The sequence below is a fragment of the Streptomyces sp. NPDC001787 genome, assembly GCF_040297465.1.
Classification (GTDB): Bacteria; Actinomycetota; Actinomycetes; order Streptomycetales; family Streptomycetaceae; genus Streptomyces.
Map to the genome: position 1 here is coordinate 76,671 of NZ_JBEOZE010000012.1, position 14,290 is coordinate 90,960.

Sequence of the window (14,290 nt, forward strand, 5' to 3'; positions counted from 1 at the left end):
CGCGCCCGCCGTCCGCCGGCAGCCACCGGAGAACGGCCCGCGAAGGTGCGCCGCACGGCAGCAGTGAGCATGCTGGCTGTGTGACCCGGTACGGTGCGGCCCGGCACACTCCGCGCGATCCGAGCGGGGCTGTGGCCGGGGGAGCGGACGCAGGCCGAGTACCGGACGAACTGTCCCTGGTGCTCGCCCAGGCTGCCGTGAGCGCGATCGAGTCCGCCGGTGGATACGCCGGCGGGGTCTATCTGCGCTCCCGGACGCCCGGACTGCTGCGGCTGGCGGCCCTCGCGGGGCTGCCCGGCCCGCTGTTCCGCCCCTGGTGGCGCATGCATGTGAACCGGCCCTTCCCGGTCTCCGAGGCCTACCGCTCCGGCAGACCGGTGCTCCTCGCCGACGCGGAGGAGGCCATGCGCCGCTTCCCGCAGCTGATGGCCGGGCTGCCGTTCCCCTTCGGCTCGCTCTACGTCCCGGTCCTGGCCGGCCGCGGACGGGCGGGCGTTCTGTTCGTCCTGCGCCCCGCCAGGCCCGGGGAGCCGGTCGAACCGGCGGTGAGCGAGCGGCTCCAGCAACTGGCCCGGCGGCTCGGCGCCGCCGTCGCGCGACGGGAGTCGGGCGGATCGCCGTGCCTGTGGGACAGCGAGCCGCTGCCCGTCCAGATGCCCGCGGCCCCCGCGCCTCCGCTGCGGATCGGCCGCTTCGACTGGAATCTCGGCGAGGGGACCGTCGCCGCCGACGAGGAGATGTGCGCGATCCTCGGCACCACGTCCGCCGACTTCCCGGGCACCGTCGACGCCCTGGCCGCACGACTGGTCCCGGAGGACGTGTACGGGCTGTGGGCGCTCGCCCACGAGGCGGCCGGGTCGGCGGGCCCCGTCGTGCGAAGAATGCGGCTGCGCGGCCCCGACGGCCGCTCTCACCTGCTGGAACTCTCGGGACACCGGGCGCACCCCCGGGGAGCCGGCACGACGGACCACCTCACCGGCTTCGTGGTGGACCTGGGAGCCGGCCCGCTCGTCGCCGAAGCCGCGGACCGGCTGCCCCGCGGCGTCTTCTCGCTCGACCGGCTCGGCCGGATCACCTATGTGAACCCGCTCGCCGAGAAGCTCCTCGCCCGCGGCCGGGGGGAACTGGTCGGACGCGTCCTGTGGGAGACCATGCCGTGGTTCGGGCACCCCGCCTACGAGGACCACCACCGGGCGGCCCTGCTCTCCGACGAACCCGTCCACTTCCTGGCCCGCCCCGCTTCCGGCGGATGGCTCTCCGTCTCCATGTACCCGGGCCACGAAGGGGTGACGGTCGTGCTCGACGACGCCGACCGGCCTGCCTACGCGCCGGAGTCCGTGCTCACACCCGGAGCCGGACTCAGCTCCCCGGCCGACCGGTCCGCCGCCCTGTACCGGCCGGTCGCCCTCGCCATCGCCCTGACGGAGGCGGTCACCGCCCGTCAGGTGTCCGCCGTCGTCACCGAGGAGCTGCTGCCCGCCTTCGGCGGCAGACAGCTGGCCATCTACCTGCTGAGCGAACGCCACCTCTACCTGGCCTGGGAGACCGGCTTCCCGAAGGGGTTCCTCGACCGGTTCGACGGAGTCGGGCTCGATGTCCGCATTCCCGGCGTGGAGACCCTCACCACGGGCCGTCCCCTCTTCTTCGAGTCCATGCAGCGGCTGGCGGGCGCCTACCCCGGCATCCCCATGGACGCCGACGTGGGAGCACGGGCCTTCCTGCCGCTGATCGCCTCCGGCCGGCCGGTCGGCTCCTGCATCCTCGGCTTCGACCAGCCCCGCGGCTTCAGCCCCGAGGAACGCACCGTCCTCACCGCACTGGCGGGGCTCATCGCCCAGGCCCTCCAGCGGGCGCAGCGCTACGACAGCGAATCGGCGCTGGCCCGCGGCCTCCAGGACGCCCTGCTGCCGCACCGGCTGCCCGAGATCGAGGGCGTCGACACCGCCGCCCGCTATCTCTCCGGTACCCAGGGCATGGAGGTCGGCGGCGACTGGTACGACGTCATCGAGACCGGCCGCGGGCTCGCGCTGGTCATCGGGGACGTACAGGGGCACGGTGTGGCGGCGGCCGCGACCATGGGCCAGCTACGCAGCGCCGTACGGGCCTTCGCCCTCAGCGGGCACGACCCGCAGGAGGTGATGAGCGGGACGAACAAACTGCTCATCGACCTCGATCCCGGCCAGTTCGCCAGCTGCTGCTACGTCGTCCTCGACCCGGTCACCGGCCGCACCCAGGCCGTCCGGGCCGGGCACCCGCAGCCCGTGCTGCGCCACGCCGACGGCACGACGGAGGTGCTCGACCTCTCCGGCGGAGTGGTCCTCGGCATCGACGGCGCGGCGGTCTACCCGGTCACCGAATTCCGGCTCGGCCCGGGAGCGACGCTGGCCCTGTTCACCGACGGGCTCATCGAGCGCGCGGGGACCGACATCGACGAGGGCATCGAGCGACTGCGCAGCACCATCGCCGAGTTCGGCCCGGCGCCGCTCGGCGACATCGCGGACCGGGTGATCGAGGAGGCCGGACAGGCCGAGGACCGGCCCGACGACATCGCGCTGCTGCTCGCCTCCCGCTGGACGGCGGCGGACTGAGCCCTCGCCGTCCGGCGGGCGCGGAACCTGCCGACGGGCCGGAGGATCAGGAACCGGCGGGGGCGTCCGTGGCGGGGGAGACCTCCGGCGCGCCGGAGGCGTCCAGCATCGCGGAGCGGTCCACGACCTTGATCCGCTCGCGGCCCTGCTCCGCGCCGAGCGCCTGCTCGTGCGCGTCCAGGCGGTGCCAGCCCTCACGGGTGGTGTAGCGGACACCGCGCTCGTCGAGGAAGGCGACGACGGCGTCCGGCTCCGGCTGGGCCGGGGCGGGGAGCCGGCCCTCGGCGCGGTCCTCCAGCAGGCAGGCGACCGTCTCGTTGGCATCGCCCTTGGTGTGACCGATCAGGCCGACCGGCCCCCGCTTGATCCAGCCCGTGACGTACACCGAAGTCATCGGCTCGTCACCGGAGACGACGCGTCCGGCGGCGTGCGGGACGGTGCCGGAGGCCACGTCGAAGGGGAGCTTGGGCAGCTCCTGCGAGTAGTAGCCGACGGCGCGGTAGACGCTCTGCACGTCCCAGTCGGTGAAGGAGCCGGTACCCCGGACGTTGCCGGTGCCGTCCAGCTCGGTGCGCTCGGTACGCAGACCGGCCACGCGGCCGTCCTCGCCCAGGATCTCGACCGGCGACTCGAAGAAGTGCAGGAACAGCTTGTGCGGCCGGTCACCGACGTCGCGTATCGCCCAGTTCTCCAGCGTGGAGGCGACCATGTTGGCCTGCTTGTTGCCCCGCCGGGTCTCGATGGACCCCGCGTCGTAGTCGATGTCCTCGGGGTTGACGATGACCTCGATGTTGGGCGAGTGGTCGAGCTCCCGCAGCTCCATGGGGCTGAACTTGGCCTGGGCGGGGCCGCGCCGCCCGAAGACGTGCACCTCCAGCGCCTTGTTGGCCTTCAGGCCCTCGTACACATTGGCCGGGATCTCCGTCGGCAGCAGCTCGTCGGCCGTCTTGGCGAGTACGCGCGCCACGTCCAGGGCCACGTTGCCGACCCCCAGCACGGCGACCTTCTCCGCCGTCAGCGGCCAGGTGCGCGGTACCTCGGGGTGCCCGTCGTACCAGGAGACGAAGTCGGCCGCTCCGTGGGAGCCGTCCAGATCCGCGCCGGGGATGTCGAGCGCGCGGTCGGCGTCGGCGCCGGTGGAGAAGATCACGGCGTCGTAGAAGGACCGCAGATCGTCCAGGCCGATGTCGTGGGGGTAGTCGACATTGCCGAAGAGCCGCAGCTGCGGCTTGTCCAGCACCTGGTGCAGCGCCTTGACGATGCCCTTGATCCGGGGGTGGTCCGGGGCCACGCCGTAGCGGATCAGACCGAAGGGGGCGGGCATGCGCTCGAACAGGTCGATCGACACACCCGGGTCCTGTGCGGCTTCGGATTTCAGCAGCGCGTCCGCTGCGTAGATCCCGGCGGGACCGGCTCCGACGATGGCGACGCGGACGGGGCGTGTCATGGCGTGTTGTTCCTTAGGGCGGACGAACGCGGGCAGGGTGCGGCGAGCAGCGGAGGTAAGGGTTGGCTTACCAGTCTCCAACGCACACGTTAAGCCCTGTCGCGTCCGGACGTCGGGCCGGGGTCCCGCGGAGCTTCCGGCCGGCCCGCCCCGAGGGCTCGAAATGGGCGATTTGAGCGATTGACCGGAATTGATCCCTCTCTTCATAAAAGATCATTCAGGCCGTTTGCCGGTTTCGCGCCTCGCGCAAATCGCCCTTATCGGACTCAGTGGTGAGCGTCACGTTCCGGGCCCCGGACGCTGTCACGCGCCGCCCGGTTCCCTTCTGTGCCGGGGAATCTGACTTCGTGTCGTGGGATTGCCGACAGGGGTTTCCGTCAATTGATCTTGCGAGGTAAATGCGATTCGGAATTCAGGGCTTGTTCCGATCAAGATTTCTCGCCTACGGTCACCGTCAATCCGGATGGAACGCCTAATCCTGCCGCCGTCCGGCAATCGAACCTACTCACGTACGGCAGGAGCGGGGGACCCAGGTAAGACGCCGGTCCGGTATCCGGACCGGCTGGGGTGAAGTCGCATTCACATGCGGCCAGGCAGCTCCAGCCTGAACCCGACAGCTCACCTCGCAGGCGGCGGAGAGGAATTCACCATGCCCGAAACGGGCAAGCACCGTCGTTCCACGTCCGCCCGTCTGACCCGCGGTTTCATCGCCGTGGGCACCGGCGGAGCCGCTCTCGTGCTCCCGCTGGCCGGTGCGAGCTTCGCCTCCGCGGCACCCGCGGCACCCGCGCAGCACTCCATCGCCGCCGAAAAGGCGGCGGCGCCGACTGCCGTATCCGTCAAGGAAATTGCCGCGCAGCAGTCGGGTGCCACGACCCATTCCGTGGTCGAGGGCGATTCGCTTTCCAAGATCGCCCGCAGCTATTCTCTCGGTGGTGGCTGGCAGAAGCTGTACGACGACAACCGAAAGGCCGTCGGTGACAATCCCGACCTGATTCACCCCGGCCTCAAGCTGTCGATCGGATCCAAGGCTCCGGCACAGCCCGGGTCCACCGTCTCCTCGTCCGACCGGAGCGAGGGGGGCGACCGCGCCGACCGCTCGCAGCGCACGAGCGCGCAGCCGGCCGCCAACGGCTCCGCCGCCGACGTGGCCACCGGTACGGTCACCGAGGCCGCCGCCGGTGCCGGCACCACCGCCGTGGCGGCCGAGCAGCCCACGGCGTACACGAACGACCTCGACGGCTGGATCAAGGAGTCGCTGGCCGTCATGGCCGAGCACGGGATCCCCGGCAGCTACGAGGGCATCCACCGCAACGTCATGCGCGAGTCCTCGGGCAACCCGCTGGTCGTCAACAACTGGGACTCGAACGCCGCCGCCGGAACCCCGTCCAAGGGTCTCCTCCAGGTCATCGACCCGACCTTCCAGGCCTACCACGTGCCCGGTACGTCGATGGACAGCCTCGACCCGGTCGCCAACATCACGGCCGCGTGCAACTACGCCGCCGACAAGTACGGCTCGATCGACAATGTGTTCGGGGCGTACTGACACCCGGCAGCCGCGGGAGTGAGTGGCAGGCCGGCGGGCGGTGCGGGGTCGCAGGACTCCGTGCCGCCCGCCGGCCTGTGCCGGTACGGCCTTGGGCCGGACTGCAAGTTACCCGTGAGTGTGTAGTGACTTACCACGCGTTCGACAGTAGAACCTGTTTCACTCTGTCGAGAGTGAGGGATGTCACATGAGTGACACTACCATGCAGAATGCGGGATCCAAGGGCGTCTCGCGTCGAAGATTCCTTGCAGGAACAGGTTCTCTTCTTGGGGCCGTGACCCTGGCGGGTCACCCGGCCTCGGCCAGGGCGGAGACCGGGGTGGCGACCGCCGGGATCGATCCCGGGGCCCATGTCCCGGCCCTGGTGATCGGCACCGGATACGGCGGCTGCGTCGCCGCGCTGCGACTCGCCGAGGCGGGCGTGGATGTCCATATGGTCGAGATGGGCATGGCCTGGGACACCCCCGGGCCGGACGGCAGGATCTTCGCCAACACGACCAGCCCGGACCGCCGTTCCTACTGGCTGCGGACCAAGACCAAACAGCCGCTCAGCAACTTCCTGGGCTTCCCGATCGACCGGAACATCCCGCGCTACACCGGGATCCTGGACGCCGAGGAGTTCGGCGGCATCACGGTCTACCAGGGCCGCGGCGTCGGCGGCGGCTCGCTGGTCAACGGGGGGATGGCCGTCACCCCCCGGCGCGAGAACTTCGGCGCCATCCTCCCCACGGTCGACGCCGACGAGATGTACGGCACCTACTACCCGCGCGCCAACGCCGGGCTCGGGGTCGGCACCATCGACCCGGCGTGGTTCGAATCCGCCGACTGCTACCAGTACGCCAGGGTCGGCCGCAAGCACGCCGAGCGTTCCGGCTTCCCGTTCCTCTTCGTGCCCGCCGTGTACGACTGGGACTACATGAAGCAGGAGGCGGCGGGCACCGTCCCGAAGTCCGCGCTGGCCGGCGAGATCCTCTACGGCAACAACTACGGCAAGAAGTCGCTGCAGAAGACCTACCTGGAGCGGATCCGAGCCACCGGCAGGGTCTCCGTCTCACCGCTGCACAAGGTCACCTCGGTCGCCCCCGCCGCCTCCGGCGGCTACACGGTCGTCATCGACCAGCTCAACACCACGGGGGACACCACCGCCACCAAGTCCGTGACCGCGGACCGGGTGTTCTTCGCCGCGGGCAGCGTCGGCACCAGCAAGCTGCTCGTCATGCTCAGGACCACCGGCGCCCTGCCCCGCCTGAACAGCGAGGTCGGCAAGGGGTGGGGCGACAACGGCAACGTCATGTGCGGCCGGGCCAACCACATGTGGGACCCGACCGGCAAGCTCCAGGCGTCCATTCCCACGGGCGGCATCGACAACTGGGCCGCGGGCGGAGCGTTCGCCGAGGTCGCGCCGCTGCCCACCGGGATCGAGACGTACGCCTCGTTCTATCTCTCGATCACCAAGAACCCGAACCGCGCCGAGTTCGTCTGGAACGCGGCGACGGGCAAGGTCGACCTGAACTGGCAGACCGCGTGGAAGCAGCCCTCCATCGACGCCGCCAGGACCATCTTCGACAAGATCAACAGAAAGGAGGGCACGATCTACCGGACCGACCTCTTCGGCACCTACAAGATCTGGGGCGATCACCTCACCTACCACCCGCTCGGCGGCGCCGTACTGGGCAAGGCCACCGACAACCACGGCCGCCTGCACGGCTACCAGGGCCTGTACGTCATCGACGGAGCCCTGATCCCCGGAAACACCAGCGTCAACCCGTTCGTCACCATCACCGCGCTGGCCGAGCGGAACATCGAAGAGATCATCGCCACCGACCTGTGAGTCAGTGACCGGGCAGCACACACACCGTGTCGAGGCCCAGGACGTGGTTGAGCCGGCCGAACACCAGCCAGGAGCCGATGCTCATCGTCAGCTCCACGATCTCCAGCTGGCTGTAGGCCGCGCTCATCCGCGTCCAGAACTCCTCGTCGAGACCGTGGTGGTCCAGGGAGTACCGCTCGGCGTACTCCGCGGCCAGCCGGGTCCGGACGTCGAACGCGTCGGTGGTGCGCCAGGCGGCCACCGCGTCGGCGAACGAGTCCTCGACCGTCTCCCCGTCCCGCTCGGTGCGCCAGTCCAGGCAGAACGCGCACCCGTTGATCTGGGCGATCCGCAGCCGCGCGGCTTCGAACTCGCGCAGCCCCAGGGTCGTGTGGTCGTACACCGACATCGAGAAGCCCGCGGCGGCGACGCCGATCCCGGGGACCATCTCCCCCCACACGTAGGCGATCGCGTCCTTGCCTTCGGGAATGTCGATGTTCATCGCTGTCTCCTTCCGAGCTTGCCGGCTGCGGGCCGCAGCGGGACGTCGAGTGCGTCGTACAGTCCGGGTTCCGCGTCCACGAGCCAGTCGACGGCGCCCACGAGCCTGCCCGCCGCGGTGGCGTTCCCGCCCGCCGAACGATTCTCCCCCTCGTCGGTGGCCTCGATCGTGACCTCGATGCGCGGGCGTCCCTCGATGACCACCCGGTGCGCGCCGTCACCGTCGGGAGGCGCCGGCCAGTGCGGTGCGCAGGACGGGTGGATGCGCGTGACGTGTTCGATGACGATGCGGGGCTCACCGCCGACGATGCCCTGCACCTCGAACCGCACCGCGCCCTGCGTGCCCGCCCCGAACTCACCCATCGTCCTGGTGGTCACCGAGGTCTCCAGCGGACACCGGTCCACCGTCTCGCGGATACCGTCGAGCTCGACGCCCAGTGCCCTGGCCATCAGCCGTATCTGTCCGCCCCACACCATGGTCGGGACCGTCGGGGCGAGCATCAGCGGCTCGTGGTCCATCGGCAGGCCCATACCGACCAGGTTCCGGACCGAGTCCTCCTGGTCGTAGGTGGAGTAGTCGAAGATCTCCTGGCAGCGGATCACCTCCACGCTGGAGCCGAGGCCACTGATCAGCAGCGGAAGCACATCGTTGCCCCAGCCCGGGTCCACGCCGGAGACGAACAGCGATCCGCCGCCCTCCGCGATGGCGGCCAGCACCGGATCCCGCAGCTCCGGCGGGGCGTTCAGCTGGTCGTACAGCGCGTACAGCGAGGGGGTGACGACCACGGCCCCCGCCCGGATCGCCCGGCAGATGTCGGCGAGCGCCCCGTCGGGCCGGATGTCGCCCGACCCCGCGTACACCACCGCCTGCGGACGGCCGGCCAGCACACCCTCGACATCATCGGTCGCGGCGACCCCCAGGGCGCTCTGGAGCCCGCCCAGCCGGCCCGCGTCCAGACCCACCTTGCCGGGGCTGTGGACGAGTACGGCGGTGAGCGCGAGCCCCGGATGTGCCGCCACGGCGCGGATCGCCGCGCGGCCGACGTTTCCCGTTCCCCAGACAACCGTGGAAATCATGCGCGGAGGGTAGCGGGAGGACCTCGCACTTCATAGAGCCACGACGGGAAAACGCGGGGCGGTGCCGCAACCCCGGGACGGGGGCGCGGGTTCACGCGATGGCGGTACCCCGCACCAGGAGCAGGGACAGGTCCACCGCCGCCACCGCCACCGTCCCCGCGAAGGCGGCCTTGCGCCAGAACCGCCCCAGCGCGAGCCCGGCGACCGCGGTCGGGAGCACCAGGGCGAGCGCGCACGCGCCCCATGGATCCGGCGGCCCCGCGGGTCCCAGGACCAGCACCGCCGTCGCCGCAGCCAGGGGGACCGGCAGCAGCAGCCGGGTGCCCGTGGCACCCAGCCGGTGCGGCAGACCGCGGATCGCGGCCTTCCCGTCCTCCTCGATGTCCGGGAGCGTGTCGCCCAGATGGGCCGCCGTCCCGAGCAGCGCACCGGCCGTCACCACCCACCACGCCGGCCAGGGCCGGCCCGGCAGGCTCAGGGCGACCACGGCGGGCAGGGCACCGAATCCGGCGACGTACGGAAGCCAGGACAGCGCCGTCGCCTTGAGCCGCAGGTTGTACAGCCACGCCGCGCCGACCGCCGCCAGATGCACCGCACCGGCCGCCGGACCGCAGGCCAGCGACAGCGGCACGCACAGGGCGAGGGCGGCGAACGCCGCGGCCCACACCTCGCCCCGGCGCACCGCTCCGGCGGCCACGGGCTTGCCCCGGCGTCCCGCCGCGGCGTCCCGCCCGGCGTCGTGGGCGTCGTTGCACCAGCCGACCGAGAGCTGACCGGCCAGGACGGCCGCGCAGACCAGGAGGCAGCGCGCGCCGCCGAGACCGGAACCGGCGGCCAGCGCGGCAGTCAGCACGGTCACCGCGAGGACCGGTCCGGGATGGCCGGCCAGGACCAGTGCCAGGGCACGCCCCGCCACGCGGCGCGGCGGCGGGGCGGCCGTCCGGGCGACCGCCACCGCCGTCGCCGGTCCGTCCGGGGTGTCCATCGGGTGAGCGTACGTACCCGGGTCGGCCCAACACGACAGCCGCACGGGTCGTTTGCGGCGATTCGTCCATTCATGTGGGCAGGATGGGGTCATGACGCCGTCGAAGCAGGAGTCGGGATGAGCCGGATCACCGCTGTCCACGGAGCCCTGCCACCGCACCGCCACACCCAGCGCGAGATCACCGACATGGTGGCCGGCACCTGCCTGCCGCCGGGCGCCGGGCGCCGCGTACTCGACCGGCTCCACGAGAACGCGCAGGTCCGCAATCGCCACACGGTGCTGCCGCTGGAGAGCTATCGCGCACTGGACGGCTTCGGCGCCGCGAACGACGTGTTCATCGGCGCGGCCGTCCGCCTCGGTGCCGAGGCGGTACGCGGCGCGCTGCGCACGGCGTGCCTGCGGCCCACCGATGTGGATCTGCTGATGTTCACCTCCGTCACCGGAGTGGCCGCCCCGTCGGTGGACGCCCGCCTCGTGGGACGCCTCGGGCTGCGGCCCGATGTGAAGCGGCTGCCGGTCTTCGGCCTGGGCTGTGTCGCCGGAGCCGCCGGTGTGGCACGGCTGCACGACTACCTCCTGGGCCACCCGGACGAGGTCGCGGTGCTCCTCTCGGTCGAGCTCTGCTCCCTCACCTTCCAGCGCGACGACATCACCCCCGCCAACCTGGTGGCGACCGCGCTGTTCGGCGACGGGGCGTCCGCCGCGGTCGTCGTCGGCGGCCAACGGGCCGCGGCCGGCGGGCCCGAGGTGGTCGCCACCCGGAGCCGGATGTACCCGGGCACCGAACGCGTCATGGGCTGGGACATCGGCGACAGCGGCTTCAGAGTGGTCCTCGACCCGGCCGTCCCCGATGTCGTGCGCCGGTATCTCGCCGAGGACGTGACCGAGTTCCTGTCGGAGCACGGCCTCAAGCCGAAGGACATCGCCCACTGGGTGTGCCACCCCGGCGGGCCGAAGGTCCTGCGAGCCGTCACCGAGGCGCTGGCACTGCCCGAGTCGGCGCTCGACGTCACCCGGCGTTCCCTGGCCGACGTCGGCAACCTGTCCTCGTCCTCCGTCCTGCACGTCCTGCGGGACACGCTGGCGGAGCGGCGGCCCGAACCGGGAACGCCCGGCCTGCTCATGGCCATGGGCCCCGGATTCTGCTGCGAACTGGTGCTGCTGCGCTGGTAGGACGGAGGACGCGTGATCTGGTACACCGCGCTGGTACTGGCCGTGGCGGGCGAACGCCTCGCCGAACTCGCCGTCGCACTGCGCCACACCCGCTGGAGCCTGGCCCGGGGCGGCACCGAGGCCGGCCGGGGGCACTACCCCGCGATGGTCGCCCTGCACACCGCCCTGCTGGCCGGCTGCCTGGCCGAGGCCGGCCTGGCCGGAAGGCCGTTCCTGCCCTGGCCCGGCTGGACCGCGGTGGCCGTGGTGCTCGCCGCGCAGGGCCTGCGCTGGTGGTGCGTCGGCACGCTCGGACACCAGTGGAACACCCGGGTCATCGTGGTCCCGGGCCTGCCCCTGGTGACCGGCGGACCCTACCGCTGGCTGCGCCACCCCAACTACGTCGCGGTCGCCGCCGAAGGGCTGGCCCTGCCCCTGGTCCACGGCGCCTGGGTGACCGCCACCGTGTTCACCGTTCTCAACGGAGCGCTGATGGCCGTGCGGATCCGGTGCGAGGAAGGGGCGCTGGCCCGTACGACGGCGGCGGGTGTACGGGCGTGATCGACCTCCTGGTGGCGGGCGGCGGACCCGCCGGACTGGCCGCGGCGATCACGGCGGCCCGCGCGGGGATGGACACCGTGGTCGTCGAACCCCGCGCCGCCCCCATCGACAAGGCCTGCGGCGAGGGCATCATGCCGGGCGGGGTGGCCGCGCTGCGGGCCCTGGGAGTACGGCTCTCCGGCCGCGACCTGCGCGGAATCGGATACCTGGACGGCGGACGCAGCGTCCGGGCGGCATTCCGCGACGGTCCGGGACTGGGCGTACGGCGCACCGAACTGCACGCCGCGCTGCACCGGCGGGCCGTCGAACTCGGTGTACGCGTCGTGCCGGGCCGGGCCGGGGACGTCCGCCAGGACGACCAGGGCGTCAGCCTCGGCACGACGGGACTGCGCGCCCGCTGGCTCGTCGCCGCCGACGGCCTGCACTCCCCGCTGCGCCGGGAACTCGGCCTGGACCGTCCCGGCGGGGGACCGCGGCGCTACGGGCTGCGCCGCCACTACCGGATCGCGCCGTGGAGCGACTTCGTCGAAGTCCACTGGTCCCGGAACGCCGAGGCCTATGTGACTCCGGTGGGGGACCGGCTCGTGGGCGTCGCCGTGCTCAGTGCCGACCGCCGGACCTACGCACAGCACCTGGCCGCCTTTCCCGCGCTCGCCGGTGTGCTCGACGGCCGGGACGCCGGCCCCGTGCGCGGCGCCGGACCCCTGCGCCAGGGCGCACGGAGCCGGCGGGCCGGACGTGTCCTGCTGGTCGGCGACGCCGCGGGGTACGTCGACGCGCTGACGGGCGAGGGCATCGCGTTGGCCGTCGCGAGCGCCGGCGCGGCCGTCGGATGTCTGGCCGCCGGCCGCCCGCAGGACTACCCCCGGCACTGGGCCCGGCTGACCAGACGTCACCGGTGGCTCACCCAGGGGCTGCTGAGGGCGGCCCGGTGCCCCTTTGGGAGCCGTCTGATCGTCGCGGCGGCGCACCGCGCGCCGGAGGTGTTCGGGGCGGTGGTGCACGCCCTGCGCTGAGCCGCCGTCACGGGTTCGGAGGCCGCAGACGCAGCTGGAGCATGGCCTCGAACCTGGCCTCGGGATCGCCGAGATCGATGCCCGCCACCGCCGCCAGCCGCTTGAGCCGGTACCGGAAGGTGTTGGGGTGGACATGGACGGCGGCCGAAGCGGCGATCACATCGCCGAACGTGCTCAGCCAGGCCTCAAGAGTGTCGGTCAGCGCGGTGTGGTGCGCGGCGTCGTACGCGCGCAGCCGGACCACGGGGCCGTCGGGGAGGTCGTCCTCGGCGGCCATCAGATCCGTCAGTTCCTCCAGCAGGGAGGCGGCGTAGACGTCCGACAGCCGGGCCGTGCGGCGCGGCGAGCGCCCGGAGCCCAGCACCCGCAGCGCCCGGTCCGCGTCCGCACGCGAACGCCGCAGCTCGGCCGGGCGCGCCGCGAGCCTGCCCACACCGATGACCGCCGGAACCCGGCCGCCCACACGGCACAGGAAGGCCTCGGCCACCCGCAGCGCCTGCTCGTCCGAACTCGTGGGCAGGACCGCGTAGGTGACACCCCCGAGCGAGGCCACGGCCGTACGGGGATGGATCGCCGACAGATGCAGAGCGAGGGCCTCGGCGACCCGCTGGCCCGCCGCCACCCGGTCGGGCGCCGGCTCCTCACCGGTCACCGCCAGCGCCAGTACGCAGGCTGGCTGCACCGCGAGGCCCAGCCGGACGGCCGCCTGCGGCGCGTGCGTACCGCCCTCCAGGACCGTGGCGAGCAGATCCGCGCGCAGCCGGCGCTCGACGTCCTCGCCCGTCCGGTGCCGCAGCAGATGCAGGGCGGCCACCTTCGCGGCCTCGTGCAGGGACTGCGTGCGGTCCTCGCTCAGCGGTCCGTCGACCACGACCCAGATCGAACCGAGGATCTCGCCGCCCGCCCGGACGGCGATCGCGACCCGGGGCCGGGCGGAGATGCCCTCCACGAAGACGGGCCCCTCGTTCCGGTACAGGGCGTGGAAGGCGCCGTTGGCCTCCAGCGCGCGCAGCTTCTCCGCCGGCACCTGCCGGTCCAGCACGGTCGCGATCCTGGCGTCGTCGCCCTCGTCCTGCCGGCTGGAGAACGCCAGTACCCGCCCGCCGCGGTCCTCCACGGTGACCGGGCCGTCCAGCAGCCCGGCCGTCGCGTTGGCCAGCGCGAACAGATCACCGGCCAGCGGCTCGGCGCCGTCGGCGTCGTCGGGACCGCCCACCGTGCCCAGCTCGTCGACCGCCAGCAGCGACCGCAGCAGCGCCGCGACCTGGGCCCAGGACGCCCCGGGGGTCAGCCCCAGCACGGTCAGGCCGGTACGCGCCGCCGCCTCTGACACCGGCCCCTGGACCGGGACCGGTGACCGGACCACCACGGCCGCCGCACCGAGACCGGCCGCCCGCTCGATCAGCGCGGCGACAGGCTCGGAGCCGTACACCCCGACCCCGAGCACCACCGCGCCGGGCAGCCGCGCCGGCTCGTCCAGCGGATCCTGGATCAGCACCCCGGTGACGGCGCGGGACGGGTCGGCCTCGCCCGCCACCACCTCGATCAGCGTCGATCCGAGATCGTTGAGAATCCGGCCGAGCACGGCCCGCGGCTGCTCCGTCATC

Annotated in this window: 11 protein-coding genes and 1 riboswitch; of the genes, 6 read left to right on the forward strand and 5 right to left on the reverse strand. The window is 72.4% G+C overall.

The features are described from left to right. Positions 1–80: 80 nt before the first annotated feature. Positions 81–2,588, forward strand: coding sequence for a SpoIIE family protein phosphatase (locus ABT170_RS18610; RefSeq protein WP_443034404.1), 2,508 nt, complete (start codon positions 81–83; stop codon positions 2,586–2,588). A gap of 46 nt (positions 2,589–2,634) precedes the next feature. Here ABT170_RS18610 and ABT170_RS18615 read toward each other — a convergent pair whose 3' ends face one another. Further along, on the reverse strand, positions 2,635–4,035 hold the full coding sequence (locus ABT170_RS18615; protein WP_351868594.1) for an FAD-dependent oxidoreductase: 1,401 nt from the start codon (positions 4,033–4,035) through the stop codon (positions 2,635–2,637). A gap of 488 nt (positions 4,036–4,523) precedes the next feature. After that, positions 4,524–4,682: riboswitch (cyclic di-AMP (ydaO/yuaA leader) on the forward strand. 2 nt (positions 4,683–4,684) lie between these two features. On the opposite strand from ABT170_RS18615, the gene ABT170_RS18620 reads away from it, so the two are divergent. Together ABT170_RS18620 and ABT170_RS18625 are read left to right on the forward strand one after the other, a co-directional pair. Further along, complete coding sequence (locus tag ABT170_RS18620; protein WP_351868597.1) at positions 4,685–5,581, forward strand: transglycosylase SLT domain-containing protein; 897 nt, start codon at positions 4,685–4,687, stop codon at positions 5,579–5,581. A gap of 187 nt (positions 5,582–5,768) precedes the next feature. Continuing rightward, a complete protein-coding gene (locus ABT170_RS18625) occupies positions 5,769–7,412 on the forward strand; it encodes a GMC oxidoreductase (RefSeq protein ID WP_329947003.1) in 1,644 nt (547 codons plus the stop codon). A 1-nt stretch (position 7,413) separates the two neighbouring features. Here the strand turns inward: ABT170_RS18625 and ABT170_RS18630 are convergent, their stop codons facing one another. The 3 genes from ABT170_RS18630 to ABT170_RS18640 all read right to left on the reverse strand — a co-directional run bounded on the left by ABT170_RS18630 (position 7,414) and on the right by ABT170_RS18640 (position 9,954). Continuing rightward, the gene (locus ABT170_RS18630) at positions 7,414–7,893 is read right to left on the reverse strand and encodes a carboxymuconolactone decarboxylase family protein (protein WP_329947002.1); all 480 of its coding nucleotides are present in this window, start codon (positions 7,891–7,893) and stop codon (positions 7,414–7,416) included. Continuing rightward, positions 7,890–8,969: an NAD(P)H-dependent amine dehydrogenase family protein gene (locus ABT170_RS18635; protein WP_329947001.1), complete on the reverse strand. Its 1,080-nt coding sequence runs from the start codon at positions 8,967–8,969 to the stop codon at positions 7,890–7,892. The genes ABT170_RS18630 and ABT170_RS18635 overlap by 4 nt, the downstream gene beginning before the upstream one ends. A 91-nt stretch (positions 8,970–9,060) precedes the next feature. Then, positions 9,061–9,954: a UbiA family prenyltransferase gene (locus tag ABT170_RS18640; protein WP_351868602.1), complete on the reverse strand. Its 894-nt coding sequence runs from the start codon at positions 9,952–9,954 to the stop codon at positions 9,061–9,063. A 117-nt stretch (positions 9,955–10,071) separates the two neighbouring features. On the opposite strand from ABT170_RS18640, the gene ABT170_RS18645 reads away from it, so the two are divergent. Genes ABT170_RS18645 through ABT170_RS18655 form a run of 3 tightly spaced genes read left to right on the forward strand, consistent with a single transcriptional unit; the run spans position 10,072 to position 12,683 of the window. After that, complete coding sequence (locus ABT170_RS18645) at positions 10,072–11,127, forward strand: type III polyketide synthase (RefSeq protein WP_351868604.1); 1,056 nt, start codon at positions 10,072–10,074, stop codon at positions 11,125–11,127. A gap of 12 nt (positions 11,128–11,139) precedes the next feature. After that, a complete protein-coding gene (locus ABT170_RS18650; RefSeq protein WP_329946998.1) occupies positions 11,140–11,667 on the forward strand; it encodes an isoprenylcysteine carboxyl methyltransferase family protein in 528 nt (175 codons plus the stop codon). After that, positions 11,664–12,683 (forward strand): NAD(P)/FAD-dependent oxidoreductase, encoded by a 1,020-nt coding sequence (locus ABT170_RS18655; protein WP_329946997.1) that lies wholly within the window; start codon positions 11,664–11,666, stop codon positions 12,681–12,683. Before ABT170_RS18650 ends, ABT170_RS18655 begins: the two co-directional genes overlap by 4 nt. A gap of 7 nt (positions 12,684–12,690) precedes the next feature. On the opposite strand, the gene ABT170_RS18660 is transcribed toward ABT170_RS18655, so the two are convergent. Then, on the reverse strand, positions 12,691–14,289 hold the full coding sequence (locus ABT170_RS18660) for a PucR family transcriptional regulator (protein WP_351868608.1): 1,599 nt from the start codon (positions 14,287–14,289) through the stop codon (positions 12,691–12,693). Position 14,290 lies beyond the last annotated feature (1 nt).